A 20,158-nucleotide genomic window follows, 5' to 3' on the forward strand; every position below is an offset into this window, starting at 1 on the left:
CGCACCGGCCGATTGCGGAGCAGGATGGAAGGCGTGACCAAGTCAGTTCTCCGCGTCGCGCCCGCGATCGGGGCGGCGCTGCTGGCGGCCGGAGCGAGCGCGCTGCTGCCGCAGGCGGCGTCCGCCCTGCCGACTCCGGCCGTCGCGATCGCCGGACCGCACGAAGACCACGCGATCCCGCACAACCGGTCGGGTCCGAAGGGCGACAGCGAGCGGCCCGAGGAGCCCGCCGAGCGGTCGCCGAGGATCTACACCGATTGCGATCAGGTGCGGGCGGAGGGCGCCGGGCCGCTGTATCGCGGGCAGCCCGGCTTCAACGCGCAACTCGACCGCGACGGCAACGGCGTGGCCTGCGACTAGCGCAGCGCCTGGAAGACCAGGATCGTGCCGCCGATCCGGATCTGATCGCCGTCGGCCAGCAGCGCGCCGCTATCGATCGCGCCTTCGTTGACGAAGACGCCGTTGGCCGAATGCAGGTCTTTGATGAGCAGGCCGGCGCGGCTCGGCATGATGTGCGCGTGGTAGCGGCTGGCCCGCGGGTCCTCCAGGACCAAGTCGTTGTCGGTCATCCGGCCGATGCGCAGGCCACCCTGGGCGATCGCCACCACGCGACCGTCCGGCATCCGCAGCTGTCCGCTGCGCACCGCGCGCGGCACCTCGGTGACCGTCTCGGTCATCGCCGCGGCCAGCCGCTCGACCTGCCGGAGCTCGACTGTGCTCAGCGGCTCCTGCCGCAGCACGCGCTGCTCCAGATCGGTCAGTGCGGGGCCCGGGTCGATGCCGAGCTCGTCGGCGAGCACACCGCGCACCTTCCGGCACGCCTCCAGCGCGTCCGCCTGACGTCCGGACAGATACAACGCGGAGATCAGCTGGCCCCACAGCGGTTCGCGCAGCGGGTGTTCGTTGGTCATCCCGACCAGCTCGCCGATCACCGAAGACGCCCGCCCACAGGCGATCTCGGCATCGATCCGGGCCGAAGCGGCCAGCAGCCGCTCCTCGTCCATGGCGGTGGCGAAACCGTCGGCGAATTGCAGACCGGCCAGATCGGCCAGCGCCCGGCCGGTCCATTCGCGCAGCGCGGAGCCGAACAGCTGCGCCGCCCCGGCGTGATCGCCCGCCTCCGCGGCGCGAGCTCCCGCCTCCCGGGCCGCCTCGAAACGTCCCAGATCGCAAGCGGTCTCGTCGATCTCCAACCGATAGCCCGACGATTCCGTGCGCAGCACCGTCGCCGGGTCCACTCCGGAATTCCGCAACGCCTTACGAATATTCGAGACGAAAACCTGCAGGCTGGCGGCATAGGAGTCGGGTGGATCCTCGTTCCACACCAGATCGGCGAGCGCGGCCGAGGACACCGCGCGCCGCCGATTCACCGTGAGCGCGGCGAGCAGAGCTCGCGGTTTGGGCCCGCCGACCGCCACCGGTTCACCACCGACGAGCAGTCGCACGGGCCCGAGCACGCGCACATCCAGACTCATGTGCACCTGGCCCCTGACGGGTGTATCAGGGTCAGGCGCTGATCGAGCGTCCGGCCGAGTGCAGGTCGTTGCACGCCTCGACGACGCGCGCCGCCATCGACGCCTCGGCCTTCTTCAGGTAGCTGCGCGGGTCGTAGGCCTTCTTGTTGCCCACTTCACCGTCGATCTTCAGCACGCCGTCGTAGTTGGCGAACATGTGCCCGGCGACCGGCCGGGTGAACGCGTACTGGGTGTCGGTGTCGACGTTCATCTTCACCACGCCGAAGCGCAGCGAGTCCTCGATCTCGGACTTCAGCGAGCCGGAACCGCCGTGGAAGACGAAGTCGAACGGCTGCGCGTCGGCGCCGAGGCCGAGCTTGGCCGCCGCTACGCGCTGGCCCTCGGCGAGCACCTCGGGCTTGAGCACGACGTTGCCCGGCTTGTACACGCCGTGCACGTTGCCGAAGGTCGCCGCGAGCAGGTACTTGCCGTTCTCACCCGCGCCGAGCGCATCGATGGTCTTCTCGAAGTCCTCCGGCGAGGTGTAGAGCTTCTCGTTGATCTCGGCCTCGACGCCGTCCTCCTCACCGCCGACGACACCGATCTCGACCTCGAGAATGATGTTCGCGGCGTGCGTGGCCTTCAGCAGTTCCTTGGCGATCTCGAGGTTCTCGTCGATCGGAATCGCGGAGCCATCCCACATGTGCGACTGGAACAGCGGGTTCTGGCCGGCGTTGACCCGCTCCTGGGAGATCGCCAGCAGCGGCCGGACGAAGCTGTCCAGCTTGTCCTTCGGGCAGTGGTCGGTGTGCAGCGCGATGGTCACGTCGTACTTGGCCGCGACCACGTGCGCGAACTCGGCCAGCGCCACCGCGCCCGTGACCATGTCCTTCACACCCTGGCCGGAGCCGAATTCCGCGCCGCCGGTCGAGAACTGGATGATGCCGTCGCTGCCCGCGTCCGCGAAGCCCTTGATGGCCGCGTTGACCGTCTCCGACGACGTGCAGTTGATGGCCGGGAAGGCGAAGGAATTGGCTTTGGCCCGACCGAGCATCTCGGCGTAGACCTCCGGAGTCGCGATGGGCACAGTAAGACCTCCGTGTTGTGCGGCAAAGACCTATTTTGTCAGCCTTCACCCTAAGGCAGCGGTGTTTCGCCTGGTATGCAGGGAGGGAGTGCGCAGTTGACGCACCGGTAATTTTGCGCACAGCACGAGCATTCTCAGGCGGAGCCGGTACTGTGGGGCCGGTAATTTGCGCTGGCAGCTTCCGACGCGGTGGCAAGCGATCCTAGGCCAGCCGTATCGGGACAGGAGGCCACGTGATTCTGCAGGCAGCGACAGAATCGGTGACGAGCAACCTCGCGCTGACCGAGTTGCTCGATCCGATGCACCTGCTCACGGAGACGTGGCTGAAGGACGCGGTGCTGCCGGCCATCCTGGTCATCGTCTTCATCGAGACCGGTCTGCTGTTTCCGATCCTGCCCGGCGATTCGTTGCTGTTCACCGGTGGCCTGCTCGCCGCGCAGCCGAATCCGCCGGTGTCGATCTGGGTGCTGGTGCCCGCCGTCGTCCTGATCGCGTTCGCGGGAGACCAGTGCGCGTATTGGATCGGCCGGGCCATCGGGCCCGCCCTGTTCCACAAAGAGGACACCCGGTTCTTCAAGAAGCACTACGTGACGCAAACGCACGAGTTCTTCGAAAAGCACGGGCCGAAGACGATCATCCTGGCCCGCTTCGTGCCGATCGTGCGCACCTTCATGCCGGTGCTCGCCGGTGTCTCCAAGATGGACTACCGCAAGTTCGTCGCGTTCGACATCGTCGGCGCGCTGCTGTGGGGCGGCGGCGTCACGGTGCTCGGATACTTCCTCGGCAACGTCGCGTTCATCCGGGACCACGTCGAGGCGATCTTCCTGCTCATCGTCTTCGTGTCGATCCTGCCCGGCATCACGGCGGTGGCGAAGAAGCTGCTGGGCCGCAACGCGCCCGCGGACGACGCGGTCACGAGCGAGCTGACCGCTTCGACCAGCGAGCCCACCCGCTGAAGCCGGTGACGACCGAATCGTCGCCCCTAGCCGTGGGCAGTTTCGATCCGCTGCTGTCGGCGGGCCCAGCGCTCGTCTGGGCAGTGGTGTTGACCTTCGTCTTCCTCGAGTGCGCGGTGATCCTCGGGCTGTTCCTGCCCGGTGACTCGATGCTCATCACCGCGGGCATCGTGATGGCGTCGCATGCTTCGGGCGAGGCGCACGTCTGGGCGCTGTCGCTGGGCGCGATGGTCGCCGCCATCGCGGGCAATCAGGTCGGCTATGTGATCGGGCACCGGACCGGACGACACCTGGTCGCCCGCAAGAACGGCAGATACATCAACGTCCGCAACCTGCAACGCGTCGCGGAACTGCTGCACCGGCACGGGTTCGTCGCGGTACTGATCGCCCGGTGGATCCCCTGGGTGCGCACCCTGTGCCCCTCGGTCGCGGGCGCCGCGCGCATGGACCATCGCAAATTCACCGTGGCCAGCACCGTCGGCGCGATCGTCTGGGCGCCGGTGCTGCTGCTCATCGGGTACTACGCGGGCAACTTCCTGCAGCGCGTGGAATGGCTGATGCCGATCGTGATCGGCACGCTGGTGGTGGGCTTGATCGTCGGGACGGCGCTCGGCGTGCGGCACTACCGGCAGGAGATGTCCCAGCCCGCCGAGGACTTCGCATTGGAGACCACCCCGAGCGCGGTGCTGGAACCGGAGAGCTGATCCTCACAACCCCGCGGCGCTGACCTGGTAGGCCGCTTCCATGAGCAGCCAGCCGGACAACTGCACCGACATATCGCGTCCGGGCACCTTCGACGAGGTCACCGAGCCGCCGGAGGTGAAGTAACCGGCTCCCGCGCTGCCGCCGGGCAGCTGCGCGGGCTTGCTCCAGTCGTGCCCGAACAGCGGCTCGCCCTCGACCTGCAGCCGATTCCTCCACGCCGCCGTGGCCGACGCGGCAACGATCGCGGCGGCCGCGCGGCGGTCGGCGACCTGCTGGGAGTCCTCGCCCGGCAGCATCACCGCGACCAGCGCCAGGTACCGGGCCAGGATGCCGTTGAACAGTCCTCCGTCGCCGCCACCGCCGCCGTCGACCACGCCGTCGGTGGTCATGTGCTCCTCGATCGCCGCGAGCAGCCGGTGCACGCGCTCGGTGTGCTTCGGATCGCCGGTCTGCACGGCCAGCTCGGCCTCCAAGCCGAGCACCACGCCCTGGCAGTAGGTGAACACCGGACGCTCGATCTCGCCGGAGGGCAGGTGGATGCCGTCCAGGATCAGCCCGGTCTCCGGATCGCGCAGCGTCGCGTCCAGCCAGTCGGCCATCTCCTGGGCGCGCTGGACGCGCCCGAGGCGTAACAGCGCGATCGCGGCGGGACCGTTCGCGGGGGCGTTGAAATAGTCCGTGCCGATGCGCCACGGCAGGCCGCCGCCGACCTGCGGCTGCCAGCCGTCGTGCAGTTGCTTCTCCAGCGCGACCAGCGCGCTGCGCACGTCGGCGCCCTGGGTGCGCTCGGCGCGTTCCAGCGCGATGGCCAGCCAGGCCATGTCGTCGTAGTACCGGTTGGTCCAGCCGGTGATGTTGCGGATGCGGTGCGAGCGCGCCAGCGCGGCGATCCGCCTGCGGCGCAGCGGCGTCGGCGCACGGTTCGCGGCGTCGGTGGCGCACTCGATGAGATGCGCCTGCCACCAGTAATGCCACGCACCGAAGACCCGCTCGCGCCTGGTGGCGGGCCAGCCGACCACGCCGAGTTCGGTGCCCGGCAGCGCCCACAGCGCGCGCAGGTGCCGCGAGACGACCGCCGATTCGGCCATGTCGGCCCGTTCGGACCACAGCGTCGCTGGCGCGACGGCGTCTCGGCCCGCCTGCGCCCGGCCGGTCGGCGGACGCGGTGCCGCGGAGCCCTTTTCGGCGTGCTCCACGCTCGGCACCTCGATATCGTCGCTCCGCGAGGTCATGGGTCAATGGTGCCAGGCCAGAACGGATTTATGCGCCCGATTTGTTACGAAAGCGATGTGCAATCGTGCCGGTGCGCCCCGGCACCGGAAGATCTCCAGCTCACAAGGCCGAGCGCGGGTCCGGCGATCACCACGCCTCGGTGAGATCGGCGTGTTGCCGGATCCACGCGTGCATGGCGATTCCGGCGGCCACGCCCGCGTTGATACTGCGGGTGGAACCGAACTGCGCGATCGACACCGTCATCGTCGCGGCTTGCTTGGCGTGCTCGGTGACGCCCGGTCCTTCCTGGCCGAACAGCAGCAGGCACGCGCGCGGCAGGGTGACCGTCTCCAGGGGGACCGACCCCGGCACGTTGTCGACGGCGACCACGGTCAGCCCGGCCCGCTCGCTGAACGCCAGCAGTTCGCCGATATCGGCATGGTGGCGGATGTGCTGGTAGCGATCGGTCACCATGGCGCCGCGGCGATTCCACCGCCGCCGCCCGACGATGTGCACGGCCGCGGCGGCGAAGGCGTTCGCCGTGCGCACCACGGTGCCGATGTTCGCGTCGTGCCCGAAGTTCTCGATCGCGACGTGGAAGGGGTGCCTGCGCCGGTCGATGTCGGCGACGATGGCCTCGCGACTCCAGTACCGGTAGGCGTCCACCACGTTGCGGCGGTCGCCGTGGGCCAGCAATTCCGGGTCGAGACGCGGATCGTCCGGCGGCGGCCCGGCGTGCTCGCCGGCCCACGGCCCGACGCCGTTCGGGTGCTCGCCCCACTCCGTCGGCCCGGGTAGGTCCTGCTCCGCCGCGTCCGGCATTGGGTGACTCACCCCGACGATGCTAATTCCGGCCGTCGTGCCCGCGGCGCGTGGCTCAGTAGCTGGACGAGCTTCCCGCGAACGCGCCGACCAGCCCGAGCACCAGGAACAACAGCAGGAACAGCAGGCTCACGACCATCAGCCCGGTGGCGATGATGCCGCAGATGTAGCCCGCGTTGACGTTGCCCCGGCCGCCGATGGTTCCGCCGGACGCGTCGATCTCGTTGAGCGCCCGCTTGCCCATCACCCAGGCGAAGGGCCCGATGAACTGGCACAGCACCAGGCTCAGGATGCCCAGAATCAGGATCGTGGTGGATTGCGGGTGATCCGGAGGTCCGTAGGCACCATAGGCTGGATAGCCGTACGGCGGCTGCTGCGGCGGGTAGCTCATCAGCAGGATCGTAATGGGTGTGGCGGGCTACACCACATTTTCGGCGGACAACTCCCTCGATCGCCGAATCCCGCGCGACCAGTATGTATCCCATGACCGAGACACCCGCCGAACCGACCCTTGTGCTCGACCTGCCGCCTGCCGGGCCCGAACCGGGGGAGCACCTGCTGCGCACGGTGTTGCTCGCGCCGGTGCTCGCTCGGTTCTGGAAGGAACTCGTCTACGTCCTCACCGTTTTCGTGCTCGGCTGCCTTGCCGTCGTCTATCTGTTCTTCGGCTTCGGCGGTGGGCTGTATATCGCGATCACCGTCATCGGCCTGCCGGTACTGGCCATGGTGCTGCTCGGTGGACGGGTGTGGGGACGGGTCTACCGCGCGCTGGCCAAGGACCTGCTCGGCGTGGTCGTCGCACCGCCTCCGCCGTTCACGCCCGCGCCCGGCCTGATCGGCTTCTTCAAAAGCGCTTTCACCGATCGGGCCGGCTGGCGTGCGGTGGTGTTCCTGCTGGCCCAGGCGGTGCTCGGGGTCGCGGTCGGATACTTCGTGCTCGTCCTGGTGGCGATGACCATGTTCACCGCGCTCTCCCCGATCCCGTGGGCGCTGATCCACCCGACCAACGTCGACGCGAACGGCGTCGAGCACACATCGGTGGTCCAGTTCGGCGATTTCTACCTCGACAGCTGGCCGAAGGTGCTCGGGTTCGCGCTGGTGGGTCTGCTCGGCTGCTTTGCCTTGCCTTGGCTGCTGCGTGGCGTCTGCCGGTTGCACGGCCTGCTCACCATCGCCCTGCTCGGTGCGACGGATCGCGACCGGCGGGTGACCGAACTGCGGGACAGCAGGCGGACCGCGGTCGAGGACGCGGCGGCGACACTGCGCAGACTGGAACGCGATCTGCACGACGGCACCCAGGCCAGACTGGTCACCATCGCGATGGCGCTCGGCCGGGCCGAGGATCGGCTCGCCGCGGGCGGCGACCCCGGCGACCTCATCGCCGAAGCGCGCGCCGGCTCCAAGGAGGCGCTGGCCGAACTGCGCGAACTGGTGCGCGGAATCCATCCGCCCGCATTGGAATTGGGGCTGGAGCCGGCGCTGGAGACGCTGACGGCGCGCTGCTCGGTGCCGGTGGAACTGCGGGTGCACCTGCCCGAGCGGCCGAGCCCGGCCATCGAGGCGATCGCCTACTTCTCGGTGGCCGAGCTGCTGACCAATGTGGTGCGACACGCGCGGGCCACCAGCGCGTGGGTCTCGGTCCTGCCGGGTCATGGAGGAACCATCGCGGTGACGGTGCGCGACAACGGCATCGGCGGCGTGGTGGCGCCCGTCGGCGGCGCGCCCGGTGCGGGCAGCGGATTGTCCGGACTGGCGGCGCGGGCCCGCACCGTGGACGGGACCCTGACGGTGCGGAGCCCCGCAGGCGGACCGACCGTGGTGACGATCGCGCTGCCCCTGGCCGGGTCACGATGAGCGACGGCCTGCGCATCGTGATCGCCGAGGACAGCGCCATCCTGCGCGACGGGCTGGCCGGGCTGCTCACCGAACGCGGCCACGAGGTGGTCGCCATGGTCGGCGACGCGACCACCCTCGCCGACGTGGTCGGTACGCACAACCCGGATGTCGCCGTGGTGGACGTGCGGATGCCCCCGACCTACACCGACGAGGGACTGCTCGCCGCCATCGAATTGCGCCGCAAATACCCGATGACCGGCGTGCTGGTGTTCTCCCAGTGGGTCGAGACCCGCTACGCCACGGAGCTGCTGGCAGGCGGCGCGGGCGGGGTCGGCTACCTGCTCAAGGACCGGGTCGCCGACGTCCGCGAGTTCGTGGACGCGCTGCACCGCGTGGCCACCGGCGGCACCGCGCTCGATCCGGAGGTGGTGAGCCAGTTGATGGGCGCCTCGCGCCAGCAGGATTCGCTGGCCCGCCTGACCCCGCGCGAACGCGAGGTACTGGAACTGATGGCCCAAGGTCTGTCCAACAGCGCCGTCGCCGCCGCGCTGACCGTCACCGAACGCGCGGTGGAGAAGCACATCGGCAACATCTTCATCAAACTCGACCTGCCGCCCTCCGACACCCACCACCGCCGCGTCCTGGCGGTATTGCGACTCAAGGGCTGACGACGCTGCGGTTTCTCGGCATGCTGTGCCAGACTGGCCCCAACGCGGTATCCGTGCGGGGAGGGGAGGAAGCGATGACCGTCGACGTGACCTGGCCTGATCATCTGCTGACCCTGGAGGACTGGATCGCGCTGCCGGAGGACAGCAGCCGAAATTACGAGCTTGTCGAGGGGGTTCTGGTCGTGTCACCGAGGCCGGTCTTGCGCCATCAATTCGCGGTCTGGCGGCTGGCGGCGCAAATCCACCCTCAACTACCGAACGAACTCGCTGCGGTGGGAGAGGCCGAGTTGGTGGTCGATCCCACGCAACCTCCTACTGTGCGTGTGCCGGACGTTTTGGTCATCCGCCGCAAAGCGCTAGCGGATGATGTCGCCCGCGTGCATCCCGAAGATGTGAAACTCGCCGTCGAGATCCTGTCGGCTGGCTCCCGGCGAACCGATCGTGTGACCAAGTTCTTCGAATACGCCGAAGTCGGCATCGAGCACTACTGGCTCATCGATCTCGACGAACCGGCCAGTCTCAGCGCCTACCGGCTGATCGGCGGCGACTACGAGCTCGTCGCCGAGCGGTCGGGCTCGGTGACAGTTGATCTTGCCGGAACCGCGATCACGGTCGACCTCGTCGCTCTGTCCAGCGATCACCCCGGCGGATAGCGCCGCTCCGCTGGAGGGCCGGGCCTATCCTGGAGGTCTGGCACTCGGGGTGGAGGCTGGTATGGATCACGAGCGGATATTGCGCACGGTGCTCGGGGTGACCGCCGGGTATCTGATCCTGCTGGCGCTGTGGCTCGGGTGGGTGGTGCACCGGACGCCGCCGGGGACCGTGCCGTATCAGATCGTGGCACTGGTCGGGTTGTTCGGCTCCTGCGTCGGCATCGGGATGATGCTGGCCGCGCGGCCGTCCAAGGCGGATCGCCAGTTGTGGCGACACGGCTTGGAGGGGTGGGCGACGGTCGAGGGCGTGCACCCGCTGGAGCGCACCGATCATCACACCGAACTCACCGAACTCGATCTCGAACTGACTGTGCCGGGCTCCGAGAGTTACCGGGGCACTGTTGTTTTCGACGCGACTCCGGCCGACAAACCCCGGCTCGCGGTCGGCGAGATCCTTTCGATCCGCGTCGACCCGGCGAACCGGGACCGCATCATTCTGGTGCTGTGAGTACCGGTTTCACGTGCGCGTTCGGATCGGCGAGCAGGTACTGCGCGGCCGCGTAGGTCGCCAGGATCACGCCTTCGGTCACCCGGCGGGCCCGCTGACCGCGCGCGAACAACCGCCGCAGCACGATCAGTCCGTCCGAGACGGTGAACAGCAGCGCCCCGAGGCCGAGGCGGCTGCGCGGATCGGCGCCCGGAATAGTCAGGCCCGCAACATTTTTCGCGGCAGGTGCCAGTGCCGGATCGGACGCCAGCACGGCCGCGGCGCCCAAGGTGACGCCGTAGGCCGTCAGCGGTGCGGCCACCGTCGGCGCCTTGCTGCGCAGCATTCCCGCGGCGCCCAGCCACGCGGCCAACCGCGGTACCGCCACCCCCGCGGTGGGTCTGCCGCCCATCCGCCACCACAGGGTGGCGTATCCGATCTGCATCACCGCGAACGACGACGCGCCCGCGATGAGCCTGCGGTCGTCGTCCGGATCGATGAGCAGGATGTCGCCGACGGTGGCCGCGCCGAGCGACCCGATCAGGACCGTGCGCTCGGTGGACGGCAGCTGCCCGCCGTGGGTCGCCACGTCGGCCGCCAGCAGCGGCATCAGCAGGGGCTTCGCGAGCCACTGCGCCTTCTCCCGCCCGGTGACGGCGCCGTAGACGGTGACCGCCGCCGCGGCGAGGAACCCGGCTCGGAACGGGCGCATCGCTAGAAACTCGGTTCGGCCGGGGCGGGGGGCAGCGTGACGACCTGGCCCGCGTAGCTCAGGCCCGCGCCGAAGCCGAGCAGCAAGGCCGTCTGCCCGCCCTTCGCCTTGCCGGTGACCAGCATCTCCTCGATCGCCAGCGGAATGGACGCGGCCGAGGTGTTGCCGGTGTTCTCGATGTCGTTGGCCATCGGGATCTCGTCGGCCAGTCCGAGGTTCTTCTTCATCAGCTCGTTGATCCGGGCGTTGGCCTGGTGCGGGACGAAGACCTCGATGTCCTCCTTGGCCACCCCGGATATCTCGAGCGCGGTGGACAGCGCGCGCGGCAGGGTGACCGCGGCCCAGCGGAAGACCCGGGGGCCTTCCATGCGCAGCGACATCCGGCCGACCGGATCGACGGCCGGGTCCAGCCCCTGCATGGACTGGGCGCGGTGCATGTACTCCAGGAAGTCGATGTCCTGCATGATCGCGGCGGCGTTCTCGCCGTCGCTGCCCCACACGGTCGGCGAGATGCCGTTGTCGTCGCTCGGGCCGACCACCACCGCGCCCGCGCCGTCACCGAAGATCATCGCGGTCCCGCGGTCGGTGGGGTCGAGCCCGACGGTCATCGTCTCGGCGCCGATGAGCAGCACGTACTCGGCGGAGCCGGACCGGATCATGTCCGCGGCCACACCGAGGCCGTATCCGAAGCCGCCGCAGCCGGAGGTCAGGTCGAAGGCGGCGACGCCGTTCATGCCGATGTCGTAGGCCACCTGCGGCGCGCCGTGCGGGGTGAGGGTCAGCCAGCTGGAGGTGGCCAGGATCACGGCGCCGATCTTCGACCGGTCGACTCCGCTGTTGACGATCGCGCGCTCGCCCGCCGCCGCCGCGATCGACCGGAGCGTCTCGTCACCGCTGATCCAGCGCCGGTTGCGGACGCCGGTGCGCTCGTAGATCCACTCGTCGGTGGAATCCAGGACCTCGCAGACCTCGGCGTTGCTGACCAGGCGCTTGGGTCGGTAAGCGCCGATTCCGAGCATCGCAACGTTTTCGCGACTTCTGTTGACTGCAATGCTCACCACTGGTGACTCACACGACCCTTCACCTTCGAAGACTTAGACCATGCTCCAGGCTATCCCAGGGCGAGATCCTTCAAGCCCAGGATCGACCGGTACTCCAGCCCTTCCGCGGCGATCACCTGGTCAGCGCCGGTTTCCCGGTCGACGACGGTGGCCACGCCGACCACGGTGGCACCCGCAGCGCGCAGCGCTCGCACCGCGGTCAACGGTGAATTGCCGGTCGTGGTCGTGTCCTCGACCACCAGCACCCGCTTGCCCACGATGTCCGGGCCCTCGATCTGGCGCTGCATGCCGTGCGACTTCGCCGCCTTGCGCACCACGAACGCATCGATCGGGCGCCCGGGCGCGTGCATCACGGCCAGCGCGACCGGGTCGGCGCCCATGGTGAGACCACCGACGGCGTCGAAATCCCAATCCGCGACGAGCTCGCGCAGCAGCTTGCCGATCAGCGGGCCCGCGCCGTGGTGCAGCGTCGCGCGGCGCAGGTCGACGTAGTAGTCGGCCTCCTTGCCCGAGGACAGGGTCACCCGGCCGTGGACGACGGCGAGCTCGCGGACCAGCGCGGCCAACCGGTCCCTGTCGTTGGTAATCACGTCGATCATGTCAAGTCCTTCCGCGTGCGTTGAACAGCCCGCGATTGAGCCGGGCTCCCAGGGTTCGCGGGATCGCTCCGGCGAGGGTGGTGAGCGCTTTGTACTGCATTCCGGGCACGCTGAGCACCCGGCCCTTCTCCAGATCGCGCAGTGAGCCGGCGACTACCTGGTCGACGCTCAGCCACAGCGCTTCGGGCAGCGAGGGCATCTCGATGCCGGCTCGCCGGTGGAATTCCGTGCGGACGAATCCCGGGCACAGGGCCTGGACCCGGACTCCGGTTCCGGCCAATCCCCCTGCCAACCCTTCTGTGAAGGATACGACGTAGGCCTTGGACGCCGAATACGTCGACCCTCGTCCGGGGATAAGGCCCGCCACGCTGGCCACGTTGACGACGCAGCCGTTCGCCGCCGCGATCATCGGCGGCAGCGCGGCCCTGGTGAGCCGCACCACCGAGGTGACGTTGACGTCCACTTGCGCCTGCAACTGCTCGGGCGGCACCGTCCAGAACTCGCCCGAGTGCGCGAAACCTGCGTTGTTCACCAGGAATTCGACGCCGTCGGCCAGCCGCGCCGCGACCTGCTCGCGGTCCTCGGCGCGGGCCAGATCGGCGACGATGATCTGTGCGCGGGTACCGAAGCGGTGCTCCAGGTCGGTCGCGAGGGCCACGAGACGCTGCTCGTCCCGAGCGGCCAGCACCAAGTCGTAACCGAGCGCGGCCAGGCGGGTCGCGAAGCCGCGGCCGATGCCCGAGGTCGGGCCGGTGACCAGGGCCACGGGGCGGGTGGCGCCGGGCAGCCTCGGATGCGGATGCTCGGTCATGACGGCGCGATCGGTCGCAGTCGCGCGGTGCGGGCTGCGGTGGGCGCGCGGCCGATCACTTCGGCACGGGTCCCTGGTAGGGGCGGAATCCGGGATGGAAGGGACCGCCGGGCGGGTCGGCCGGGCGCTGCCGCGGTTCGCGGTCGGCGCGGTCCTCGTCGTGCTCCTCGCGCGGCCGCGCCTCGGCGTCCTCGCGCCCGCGGGCGCGCGCGTTCGGCACCACGGCGAGCGAGGGGCGGCGCGCCGGTTCCGGGCCGGGTTCGTCGGCGTGGGGGTCCTCGACGGATCGCTCGTCGTCGGTCTCGGCGCGCGGCCGGTCGTCGGCGTCGTCTTCGATGTGCTCGCCCCGCTGACGCTCGCGGGGCCGGGGACGGGACGGCTCGCTGTCGAAACGCGGCTCGCTCACCGGTGGCAGCACGTGCAGCAGGCCGGACAGGCGCAGCACGGCATCGATCGCGCCTTCCCAGTCCTTCGGGGTGGTGCCGACCAGCAGCATGCCCAGCGTCCAGTTGCCCTCGCTCCAGAGCATCTGCACGGTGTCGGGGAGGTTCTCGATGAAGGCGACCATGCGCTGATCGACAGCGTGCCTGGCGATTTCGGGATTGGTCGCGAACACCACACGGTCGCCGATGGCGCCGAGCAGTTCCAGATCGTGGTCCTTGGGCGGGCTGGCCGTCTTCAACCGCATGTCCACGTCGATGTCCGAGCCGATCTGGCGGCGCACCGCGACCAGCGTCGCGGAATCCTCCAGGTCGAACAGCACGAACTTCTCGCCCTTACGGATGCCGGAGACCACGTCGACCGCGGAGAGATAGCCGAGCTTGGCCAGCGCGCCCCGGCGCCACGTCGACGCCAGCGCGGGTTCCACGGACACGTAGGTATAGCCCTGCGACTTCGCCCAGACCTGTCGCGCGTGACCGGTCCGCTGCCGCTGGAGCCGATCGAAATGCAGCAGCACGATCGCGCCCACGAGCGCGATCGCCGCCAACCCGAACCACATTGCCGTCATCGACGCCTAGCCTAATGGTCCCGGCCGGACATGGTCCGTCATTACCCCCGCGCCGGGCCGAGCGAAACAGGAGCGGTCATCGATCCCGCTCAACGGACGGATACGCGCTACCGGGCGGCGGGGGCGACTCATCGTCCGCCGCCGGGCAGCGAGGTACCGATGATGACCTTGGCCTGGATCGATCCGTCCGGCGCCTTGTCGCCCTGGATCAGCACCAGCTCTCCGGGGGCCAGGTCCGACACTTCGGTGCCGGACAACGCGATCACCTGTGTGTTCGCGTCCGTGCGCACCGTGATGGTGTTGCCCATCACCGAACTCACCGTCAGGGTGCCTCCGTCGTTGGCGGTGATGGTGCCCATGGTCGCGCCGAGCCCGTCGACGTCGCCGAGGCCGGGCACGCCGGGCAGTCCGCTCGGCGGGGTCGGCTGCGCGCTCCTCGGCGCGGGCGCGGGTCGTGTCGTGACGCGCGTCGTCGAGGCCGCCGCGGTGTCGGACGAACCGGAATCGCTGCCGCCCAGCAACACACCCGCGACCACCCCGATCGCACCGATCAGCATGACGACGCCGAGGCCGAGGGCGATCCAGAGACCGGTGTTGCGCCGGGGCGGCTGCGGCGCGCCCGGCGGCGGTCCACCTCCGGGCGGCATCACGCCGCCGGGCGGCCCCGCCGTGCCCTGCCACCGGTCACCGCCGCTGTCCGGATACGCGGCCCACTGAGGGTCGTAGGCCGGGAATTCGCGGGTCGCGTTGGCTCCCGGCGGCGGCCCCCAGGACCCGTATTGCTCCGTCGGTGGGTACTCCGAGGGAGCGCCGGTGCCGTATGCCTCCAGGTACTCCGTGGTGTGCGCGGGGCCACCGTACCCGGACTTGCCCGGCGGACCCAGGTGCTCGGTCGGCGCATCCTCCGGCCGCTGTCCCCAGGGATCGTTCGGGTTGGTCATGCCTTCCAGCGTAGGCTTTGTCCGCTCGCTCGCGCCCGCACCTCGTGGGCCGGTGTTCCTTCGCCTGTGTGCGAGTCCTTCCCGGCGACGCACGCGCGGCAATCGATTCCAGATCCGGCACGCCGGCTCCCGATTGACGAAAAATGCCGAGCGTGAAGGGCATTGACGGGTGGTCGGCCTCGCTCCGGGCGCTGCCCGGAGCGAGGCCGCACGCTCACCTGCCGATGATCAGGCCGTCTCCGTCGGGGCTGACGCTCACCTTGACGTTGTCGCCGTCGGTGATCTCGCCCGCGAGCAGTTCCTTGGCGAGAGAGTCGCCGATGGCCTGCTGGATCAGCCTGCGCAACGGGCGTGCGCCGTAGGCGGGGTCGTAGCCGCGCACGGCCAGCCAGAACCGCGCCGAATCGCTGACCTCCAGCTTCAGCCTGCGCTGCGCCAGCCGCTTCTGCAGCTGCTCGAGCTGGATGTCGACGATGTGCTCGAGCTGCTCCTCGTCCAGCGCGTGGAACATGACGACGTCGTCGAGGCGGTTGAGGAACTCCGGTTTGAAAGCCGAACGCACGGCGTTCATGACGAACTCGCGATCACCGCCCGCGCCCAGATTCGAGGTCAGGATGAGGATGGTGTTGCGGAAGTCCACCGTGCGGCCTTGGCCGTCGGTGAGCCTGCCCTCGTCGAGCACCTGGAGCAGGATGTCGAACACGTCCGGGTGCGCCTTCTCGATCTCGTCGAACAGCACCACCGTGTAGGGCCTGCGCCGCACCGCCTCGGTGAGCTGACCGCCCTGGTCGTAACCGACGTAGCCGGGCGGCGCGCCGACCAGCCGGGCGACCGAGTGCTTCTCGCTGTACTCGCTCATGTCGATGCGGACCATCGCGCGCTCGTCGTCGAACAGGAAGTCCGCCAACGCCTTCGCCAGCTCGGTCTTGCCGACGCCGGTCGGGCCGATGAACATGAACGAGCCGGTCGGCCGGTTCGGGTCGGCGACGCCCGCGCGCGCCCGGCGCACCGCGTCGGACACCGCTTGCACCGCCTCGGTCTGACCGACCACGCGGCGGCCCAGCTCGTCCTCCATGCGCAGCAGCTTCTGGGTCTCCCCTTCCAGCATGCGGCCCACCGGAATACCGGTCCAGGAGGACACCACCTCGGCGATGTCGTCCGGGCCGACCTCCTCCTTGAGCATCACCTCGCCGTCTCCGGCTGTGGCGGAGACCTTTTCGGCCTCGGTGAGCTGCTTCTCCAGCGCCGGGATCCGGCCGTAGCGCAGTTCGGCCGCCTTGCCCAGGTCGCCGTCGCGCTCGGCGCGCTCCGATTCGCCGCGCAGCGCTTCGAGCTGTTCTTTGAGCGTGCGCACCTGGTCGATCGCGTTCTTCTCGTTCTGCCAGCGGGTGGTCAGCTGGTTGAGCTTCTCCCGGTCGTCGGCGAGTTCCGAGCGCAGTTTCTCCAGCCGCTGCTTGGAGGCCTCGTCGGTCTCCTTGGCGAGGGCGACCTCCTCGATCTCCAGCCTGCGCACCGCGCGCTCCACCTCGTCGATCTCCACCGGCCGGGAGTCGATCTCCATGCGCAACCGCGAGGCCGACTCGTCGACCAGGTCGATCGCCTTGTCCGGCAGGAACCGGGAGGTGATGTAGCGGTCCGACAGCGTGGCCGCGGCGACCAGCGCCGAGTCGGTGATGCGCACGCCGTGGTGCACCTCGTAGCGCTCCTTGATGCCACGCAGGATGCCGACGGTGTCCTCCACCGACGGCTCGCCGACCAGCACCTGCTGGAAGCGCCGCTCCAGGGCGGCGTCCTTCTCGATGTGCTGGCGGTACTCGTCCAGCGTGGTCGCGCCGACCAGGCGCAGTTCACCGCGGGCGAGCATCGGCTTGATCATGTTGCCCGCGTCCATGGCCGATTCGCCGGTCGCGCCCGCGCCGACGATGGTGTGCAGCTCGTCGATGAACGTGATGATCTGGCCCGCGCTGTTCTTGATGTCCTCGAGCACGGCCTTGAGCCGCTCCTCGAATTCGCCGCGGTACTTCGCGCCCGCGACCATCGCGCCGAGGTCCAGCGCGACGACGGACTTGCCGCGCAGCGACTCCGGGACGTCGCCTGCCACGATGCGCTGGGCCAGGCCCTCGACGATCGCCGTCTTGCCGACGCCCGGCTCGCCGATCAGCACCGGGTTGTTCTTGGTGCGACGACTGAGGACCTGGACCACCCGCCGGATCTCGGTGTCCCGGCCGATCACCGGGTCGAGCTTGCCGGCACGGGCGGCGGCGGTCAGATCGGTGGAGTACTTCTCCAGCGCCTGGTAGGTGCCCTCCGGATCGGGGCTGGTCACGCGGGCGCTGCCGCGTACCGCGGTGAACGCCGAGCGCAGCGCCTCTGCGGTGGCGCCGTACTTGCTGAGCAGCATCGTCACGTCGGAGTCGCCTTCGGCGAGACCGACCATGACGTGCTCGGTGGAGACGTACTCGTCCCCGAGCTCGGTGGCCAGGCGCTGCGCCGCGGTGATCGCGGCGAGCGCCTCGCGGCCCAGCTGCGGTGTGGTGGTGGCGCCGGTCGCCCGGGGCAGCCGGTCCACGATGTCCTGTGCCTCGCGTCGCACGGTCGCCGGATCCGTTCCGACGGCCTTCAGCAAGGGCGCGGCGATGCCGTCGGTCTGGTCCAGCAACGCCACCAGCAAGTGCGCCGGACGGATCTCCGGATTGCCCGCGGCGGAGGCCGCCTGCAGGGCGGCGGTCAGCGCCGCCTGGGTCTTGGTGGTGGGATTGAACGAGTCCACGAGTCGCCTTCCTACTAGTCGATGCACACGGCGCAGAGCGCGATCGTCCGCTCGGAGCCCACGCTCCGTCGTGCCCGCTCCGCTTCGGCTCGGCGCCGTTCCTTACCGTCCAACGTCCGAAAGGTTGAGTCTGTTCCGCTCAAGTTTGGAATTTTTCACCGCGCCGGTCCGATACCGCCGGATCGTGTCGAACGCTACGCCGCGGCACCGGCGAATGCGACGCCCCGCGACACCGCCGATGCGATGATTCCGCACGTCGGCGGGCTTCGGATGCCTACGATGACCTCGGCCGTCACTTGTTGCATCACTCTTCACCCCGAATCAAGGAGCGAATGGATGCGCGCGATCGTGGTACGGAAGTTCGGAGCGACGCCGGAACTGGCCGAGATGCCGATGCCCGAGCCCGGCCCCGGAGCCGTGCGGGTCCAGCTGCAGGCGGCCGGAGTGAACCCCTTCGACGGGAAGGTGGCCGACGGCATCCTGGAGGGCAAACTGCCGCACGACTTTCCGATGATCCTCGGAGTCGACGGGGCGGGGACGGTCGCCACGATCGGCGCGGGCGTCAGCCGGTTCGCCGTCGGCGACCGGGTGGTCGGCAAGTTCCTCACCCCGCCGGTGGGCCACGGTAGCTTCGCCGAATACGCGGTGCTCCCGGAGGGCGGCACGCTCGTGCCGATCCCGCCGGGTGTGCCGACCGTCGCGGCCGCCGCCCTGCCTACCGCCGGGGTGACCGCGCAGGACCTCGTGGACGCCACACACATCCAGCCGGGCCAAACGGTGCTGATCGTGGGCGCGACCGGTGGCGTCGGCTCCTTCCTGGTGCAACTGGCCAATATCGCGGGAGCGCATGTCATCGCCACGGCGCGGGGCGGCTCCGCCGATCAGATGACCCGGCTCGGCGCGGCCGAGACGGTGGACTACACCGCGGGCCCGGTGCGCGACCAAGTCGCAGCCGCGCATCCGGACGGTATCGACGTGCTGTTCGACCTGGTGAGCGCGCCCGAAGCGCTCGCGGAGCTGACCACACTGGTCCGCGACGGCGGCACGGTCTACTCCACCACCTTCGCCGCCGACGAGGACGCGCTGCGCGCGCGGTCGCTCCGGGGCGGCAACATCGAATCGAAGGGCAGCGCGCCGGAACTGGCCCGGCTGATCCAGCGTGTCGCGGCGGGCGACGTGGTCGTGCCCATCGATGCCACCGTCCCGCTGGCGGAGGGGCCCGCGGTCATCGGCGCGCCCGGCGCGCGCGGCAAGACCGTGCTCGCCATCTGAGCCGTACCGGCCCGTGGCACGGGCCCCGCGCGAGACCACCCCGGAGGTGTGCGCTGAGCACTCGACCGCCCCAATTCGGCTTGTTCCTGATCCCCGAGGCCGACGACTTCCGCAGGCTCGCCGAGCTGAGCGTCTACGCGGACGTGTCCGGACTCGACCTGATCGGGATCCAGGACCACCCCTACCAGCGCCGCTTCCTCGACACCTGGACGCTGATCACCGCGCTCGCCGCGCGAACCGAGCGGATCACCTTCTTCCCCGACGTGGCGAACCTGCCGCTGCGCCATCCCGCGCTCCTCGCGAAGGCGGTGGCCTCGCTCGACATCATCAGCGACGGCCGGATCCAGCTCGGCCTCGGCGCGGGAGCGTTCTGGGACGCGGTCGCCGGGATGGGCGGACCGCGCCGAACCGGCGGCGAGGCGGTACGCGCCCTGAGCGAGGCGATCGCGGTCATCCGCGCGCTGTGGAGCGACGCGCGGTCGGTCCGCGTGCCGGGCGTCTTCTACTCCCTGGCGGGCGCGCATCCCGGTCCCCGTCCGGAGCACGAGCCCGGCATCTGGCTCGGCGCGCGAGGGCCGCGCATGCTCGAGCTCACCGGGCGCGTCGCCGACGGCTGGGTGCCGTCGGCCGCGTGGGCGCCGCCGGAGTTCCTCGCCGAAGCGGGCAAGCGGATCGACGACGCCGCCGCGGCGGCGGACCGGGACCCGCTGACGGTGCGGCGGGTGTTGAACGTGTCGGGAACCATCACCTCGGGTGGGGCCGACCGCGGTTTCCTCGAGGGCCCGGCCGAGCGCTGGGTCGACGATCTGCTCGCCCTGCACCGTGACCAGCGGATCGACGGATTCGTCTTCTGGCCGACGGAGGGGGAACCGGTCGAGCAGATCCGTCGTTATACCGAGCAGGTCGTGCCCGAGGTCCGCACCGGCGCCGGGACCTGACCGGCCGGAATCGGCTTCTGCTCGTCCAGGACGGACAGCGCGGTTCCGGCACGGCTCGCCCTCGACGCCGGTTCGTGCCGGGGCAGCGGCATCCGTCGTTTGCCCAGCGATTACCGTTTGCGCGGGACGCACGGCACCGACGGGCGTGGCCGGACGTGATCCGTC

21 protein-coding genes are annotated in these 20,158 nt (G+C 69.7%); 9 read left to right on the plus strand and 12 right to left on the minus strand.

Annotation, left to right across the window (positions count from 1 at the left end):
* Positions 1–33: 33 nt before the first annotated feature.
* Positions 34–360 (plus strand): excalibur calcium-binding domain-containing protein, encoded by a 327-nt coding sequence (locus tag NNI01S_RS00765; RefSeq protein ID WP_245675922.1) that lies wholly within the window; start codon positions 34–36, stop codon positions 358–360.
* On the opposite strand, the gene NNI01S_RS00770 is transcribed toward NNI01S_RS00765, so the two are convergent.
* Positions 357–1,475, minus strand: coding sequence for a BTAD domain-containing putative transcriptional regulator (locus tag NNI01S_RS00770; protein ID WP_063016410.1), 1,119 nt, complete (start codon positions 1,473–1,475; stop codon positions 357–359). The genes NNI01S_RS00765 and NNI01S_RS00770 overlap by 4 nt on opposite strands.
* 31 nt (positions 1,476–1,506) lie before the next feature.
* Positions 1,507–2,541: a class II fructose-bisphosphate aldolase gene (gene fbaA, locus NNI01S_RS00775; protein WP_063016411.1), complete on the minus strand. Its 1,035-nt coding sequence runs from the start codon at positions 2,539–2,541 to the stop codon at positions 1,507–1,509.
* A 299-nt stretch (positions 2,542–2,840) separates the two neighbouring features.
* Between fbaA and NNI01S_RS00780 the strand changes: the two genes are divergently transcribed.
* A complete protein-coding gene (locus tag NNI01S_RS00780) occupies positions 2,841–3,497 on the plus strand; it encodes a DedA family protein (RefSeq protein WP_084488365.1) in 657 nt (218 codons plus the stop codon).
* A 5-nt stretch (positions 3,498–3,502) separates the two neighbouring features.
* A complete protein-coding gene (locus NNI01S_RS00785) occupies positions 3,503–4,201 on the plus strand; it encodes a DedA family protein (RefSeq protein WP_063016415.1) in 699 nt (232 codons plus the stop codon).
* Positions 4,202–4,204: 3 nt separating this feature from the next.
* Here NNI01S_RS00785 and NNI01S_RS00790 read toward each other — a convergent pair whose 3' ends face one another.
* The 3 genes from NNI01S_RS00790 to NNI01S_RS00800 all read right to left on the minus strand — a co-directional run bounded on the left by NNI01S_RS00790 (position 4,205) and on the right by NNI01S_RS00800 (position 6,627).
* Positions 4,205–5,290: a glycoside hydrolase family 76 protein gene (locus NNI01S_RS00790; protein ID WP_063016810.1), complete on the minus strand. Its 1,086-nt coding sequence runs from the start codon at positions 5,288–5,290 to the stop codon at positions 4,205–4,207.
* Between the two features lie 271 nt (positions 5,291–5,561).
* Entirely contained in the window at positions 5,562–6,236 is a 675-nt protein-coding gene (locus tag NNI01S_RS00795) for a TrmH family RNA methyltransferase (protein ID WP_063016417.1), read from the minus strand.
* Positions 6,237–6,291: 55 nt separating this feature from the next.
* On the minus strand, positions 6,292–6,627 hold the full coding sequence (locus NNI01S_RS00800) for a DUF4190 domain-containing protein (RefSeq protein WP_063016419.1): 336 nt from the start codon (positions 6,625–6,627) through the stop codon (positions 6,292–6,294).
* Positions 6,628–6,719: 92 nt separating this feature from the next.
* On the opposite strand from NNI01S_RS00800, the gene NNI01S_RS00805 reads away from it, so the two are divergent.
* From NNI01S_RS00805 to NNI01S_RS00820, 4 genes are all read left to right on the plus strand, one after another.
* Positions 6,720–8,090 carry a sensor histidine kinase gene (locus tag NNI01S_RS00805; RefSeq protein WP_084488346.1) on the plus strand — a complete coding sequence of 457 codons (1,371 nt, stop codon included), beginning with the start codon at positions 6,720–6,722 and terminating at the stop codon, positions 8,088–8,090.
* A complete protein-coding gene (locus NNI01S_RS00810) occupies positions 8,087–8,740 on the plus strand; it encodes a response regulator transcription factor (RefSeq protein ID WP_063016423.1) in 654 nt (217 codons plus the stop codon). Before NNI01S_RS00805 ends, NNI01S_RS00810 begins: the two co-directional genes overlap by 4 nt.
* Positions 8,741–8,814: 74 nt before the next feature.
* Positions 8,815–9,393 (plus strand): Uma2 family endonuclease, encoded by a 579-nt coding sequence (locus NNI01S_RS00815; protein ID WP_063016424.1) that lies wholly within the window; start codon positions 8,815–8,817, stop codon positions 9,391–9,393.
* A 61-nt stretch (positions 9,394–9,454) separates the two neighbouring features.
* On the plus strand, positions 9,455–9,901 hold the full coding sequence (locus tag NNI01S_RS00820; RefSeq protein WP_063016425.1) for a DUF3592 domain-containing protein: 447 nt from the start codon (positions 9,455–9,457) through the stop codon (positions 9,899–9,901).
* Here NNI01S_RS00820 and NNI01S_RS00825 read toward each other — a convergent pair.
* The 7 genes from NNI01S_RS00825 to clpB all read right to left on the minus strand — a co-directional run bounded on the left by NNI01S_RS00825 (position 9,885) and on the right by clpB (position 17,783).
* Positions 9,885–10,592, minus strand: a complete 708-nt coding sequence (locus NNI01S_RS00825) for a lysoplasmalogenase family protein (RefSeq protein ID WP_063016426.1) — start codon at positions 10,590–10,592, stop codon at positions 9,885–9,887. The two genes, NNI01S_RS00820 and NNI01S_RS00825, sit on opposite strands and share 17 nt — an antisense overlap.
* 2 nt (positions 10,593–10,594) lie before the next feature.
* On the minus strand, positions 10,595–11,653 hold the full coding sequence (locus tag NNI01S_RS00830) for a beta-ketoacyl-ACP synthase 3 (protein ID WP_063016427.1): 1,059 nt from the start codon (positions 11,651–11,653) through the stop codon (positions 10,595–10,597).
* Between the two features lie 50 nt (positions 11,654–11,703).
* Complete coding sequence (gene pyrE, locus NNI01S_RS00835; protein ID WP_040870748.1) at positions 11,704–12,252, minus strand: orotate phosphoribosyltransferase; 549 nt, start codon at positions 12,250–12,252, stop codon at positions 11,704–11,706.
* Between the two features lies 1 nt (position 12,253).
* Positions 12,254–13,063 (minus strand): SDR family NAD(P)-dependent oxidoreductase, encoded by an 810-nt coding sequence (locus NNI01S_RS00840; RefSeq protein WP_063016428.1) that lies wholly within the window; start codon positions 13,061–13,063, stop codon positions 12,254–12,256.
* 55 nt (positions 13,064–13,118) lie between these two features.
* Positions 13,119–14,072: a TtfA family protein gene (locus tag NNI01S_RS00845; RefSeq protein ID WP_439956107.1), complete on the minus strand. Its 954-nt coding sequence runs from the start codon at positions 14,070–14,072 to the stop codon at positions 13,119–13,121.
* A 128-nt stretch (positions 14,073–14,200) separates the two neighbouring features.
* Positions 14,201–15,013 carry a DUF5666 domain-containing protein gene (locus NNI01S_RS00850; protein ID WP_063016432.1) on the minus strand — a complete coding sequence of 271 codons (813 nt, stop codon included), beginning with the start codon at positions 15,011–15,013 and terminating at the stop codon, positions 14,201–14,203.
* 214 nt (positions 15,014–15,227) lie between these two features.
* Complete coding sequence (gene clpB / locus NNI01S_RS00855; protein ID WP_063016434.1) at positions 15,228–17,783, minus strand: ATP-dependent chaperone ClpB; 2,556 nt, start codon at positions 17,781–17,783, stop codon at positions 15,228–15,230.
* 336 nt (positions 17,784–18,119) lie between these two features.
* Here clpB and NNI01S_RS00860 point away from each other — a divergent pair, with 336 nt between their 5' ends.
* Both NNI01S_RS00860 and NNI01S_RS00865 read left to right on the plus strand, forming a co-directional pair.
* Positions 18,120–19,055: an NADP-dependent oxidoreductase gene (locus NNI01S_RS00860; RefSeq protein ID WP_063016436.1), complete on the plus strand. Its 936-nt coding sequence runs from the start codon at positions 18,120–18,122 to the stop codon at positions 19,053–19,055.
* Positions 19,056–19,135: 80 nt separating this feature from the next.
* Positions 19,136–19,993 (plus strand): LLM class flavin-dependent oxidoreductase, encoded by an 858-nt coding sequence (locus NNI01S_RS00865; protein WP_245675923.1) that lies wholly within the window; start codon positions 19,136–19,138, stop codon positions 19,991–19,993.
* Positions 19,994–20,158: the final 165 nt, after the last annotated feature.

This window comes from Nocardia niwae NBRC 108934 = DSM 45340, from assembly GCF_001613465.1.
In the GTDB taxonomy this organism is placed as follows: domain Bacteria; phylum Actinomycetota; class Actinomycetes; order Mycobacteriales; family Mycobacteriaceae; genus Nocardia; species Nocardia niwae.

What these genes read in the sequence shown, in the direction of transcription:
- NNI01S_RS00770 (WP_063016410.1), bottom strand. Translation starts at nt 1,475, where the DNA reads ATGAGTCTGGATGTGCGCGTGCTCGGGCCCGTGCGACTGCTCGTCGGT.
- NNI01S_RS00780 (WP_084488365.1), top strand. Translation starts at nt 2,841, where the DNA reads ATGCACCTGCTCACGGAGACGTGGCTGAAGGACGCGGTGCTGCCGGCC.
- NNI01S_RS00790 (WP_063016810.1), bottom strand. Translation starts at nt 5,290, where the DNA reads ATGGCCGAATCGGCGGTCGTCTCGCGGCACCTGCGCGCGCTGTGGGCG.
- NNI01S_RS00795 (WP_063016417.1), bottom strand. Translation starts at nt 6,236, where the DNA reads ATGCCGGACGCGGCGGAGCAGGACCTACCCGGGCCGACGGAGTGGGGC.
- NNI01S_RS00800 (WP_063016419.1), bottom strand. Translation starts at nt 6,627, where the DNA reads ATGAGCTACCCGCCGCAGCAGCCGCCGTACGGCTATCCAGCCTATGGT.
- NNI01S_RS00805 (WP_084488346.1), top strand. Translation starts at nt 6,720, where the DNA reads ATGACCGAGACACCCGCCGAACCGACCCTTGTGCTCGACCTGCCGCCT.
- NNI01S_RS00810 (WP_063016423.1), top strand. Translation starts at nt 8,087, where the DNA reads ATGAGCGACGGCCTGCGCATCGTGATCGCCGAGGACAGCGCCATCCTG.
- NNI01S_RS00815 (WP_063016424.1), top strand. Translation starts at nt 8,815, where the DNA reads ATGACCGTCGACGTGACCTGGCCTGATCATCTGCTGACCCTGGAGGAC.
- NNI01S_RS00820 (WP_063016425.1), top strand. Translation starts at nt 9,455, where the DNA reads ATGGATCACGAGCGGATATTGCGCACGGTGCTCGGGGTGACCGCCGGG.
- NNI01S_RS00825 (WP_063016426.1), bottom strand. Translation starts at nt 10,592, where the DNA reads ATGCGCCCGTTCCGAGCCGGGTTCCTCGCCGCGGCGGCGGTCACCGTC.
- pyrE (WP_040870748.1), bottom strand. Translation starts at nt 12,252, where the DNA reads ATGATCGACGTGATTACCAACGACAGGGACCGGTTGGCCGCGCTGGTC.
- NNI01S_RS00840 (WP_063016428.1), bottom strand. Translation starts at nt 13,063, where the DNA reads ATGACCGAGCATCCGCATCCGAGGCTGCCCGGCGCCACCCGCCCCGTG.
- NNI01S_RS00845 (WP_439956107.1), bottom strand. Translation starts at nt 14,072, where the DNA reads ATGACGGCAATGTGGTTCGGGTTGGCGGCGATCGCGCTCGTGGGCGCG.
- NNI01S_RS00850 (WP_063016432.1), bottom strand. Translation starts at nt 15,013, where the DNA reads ATGACCAACCCGAACGATCCCTGGGGACAGCGGCCGGAGGATGCGCCG.
- NNI01S_RS00860 (WP_063016436.1), top strand. Translation starts at nt 18,120, where the DNA reads ATGCGCGCGATCGTGGTACGGAAGTTCGGAGCGACGCCGGAACTGGCC.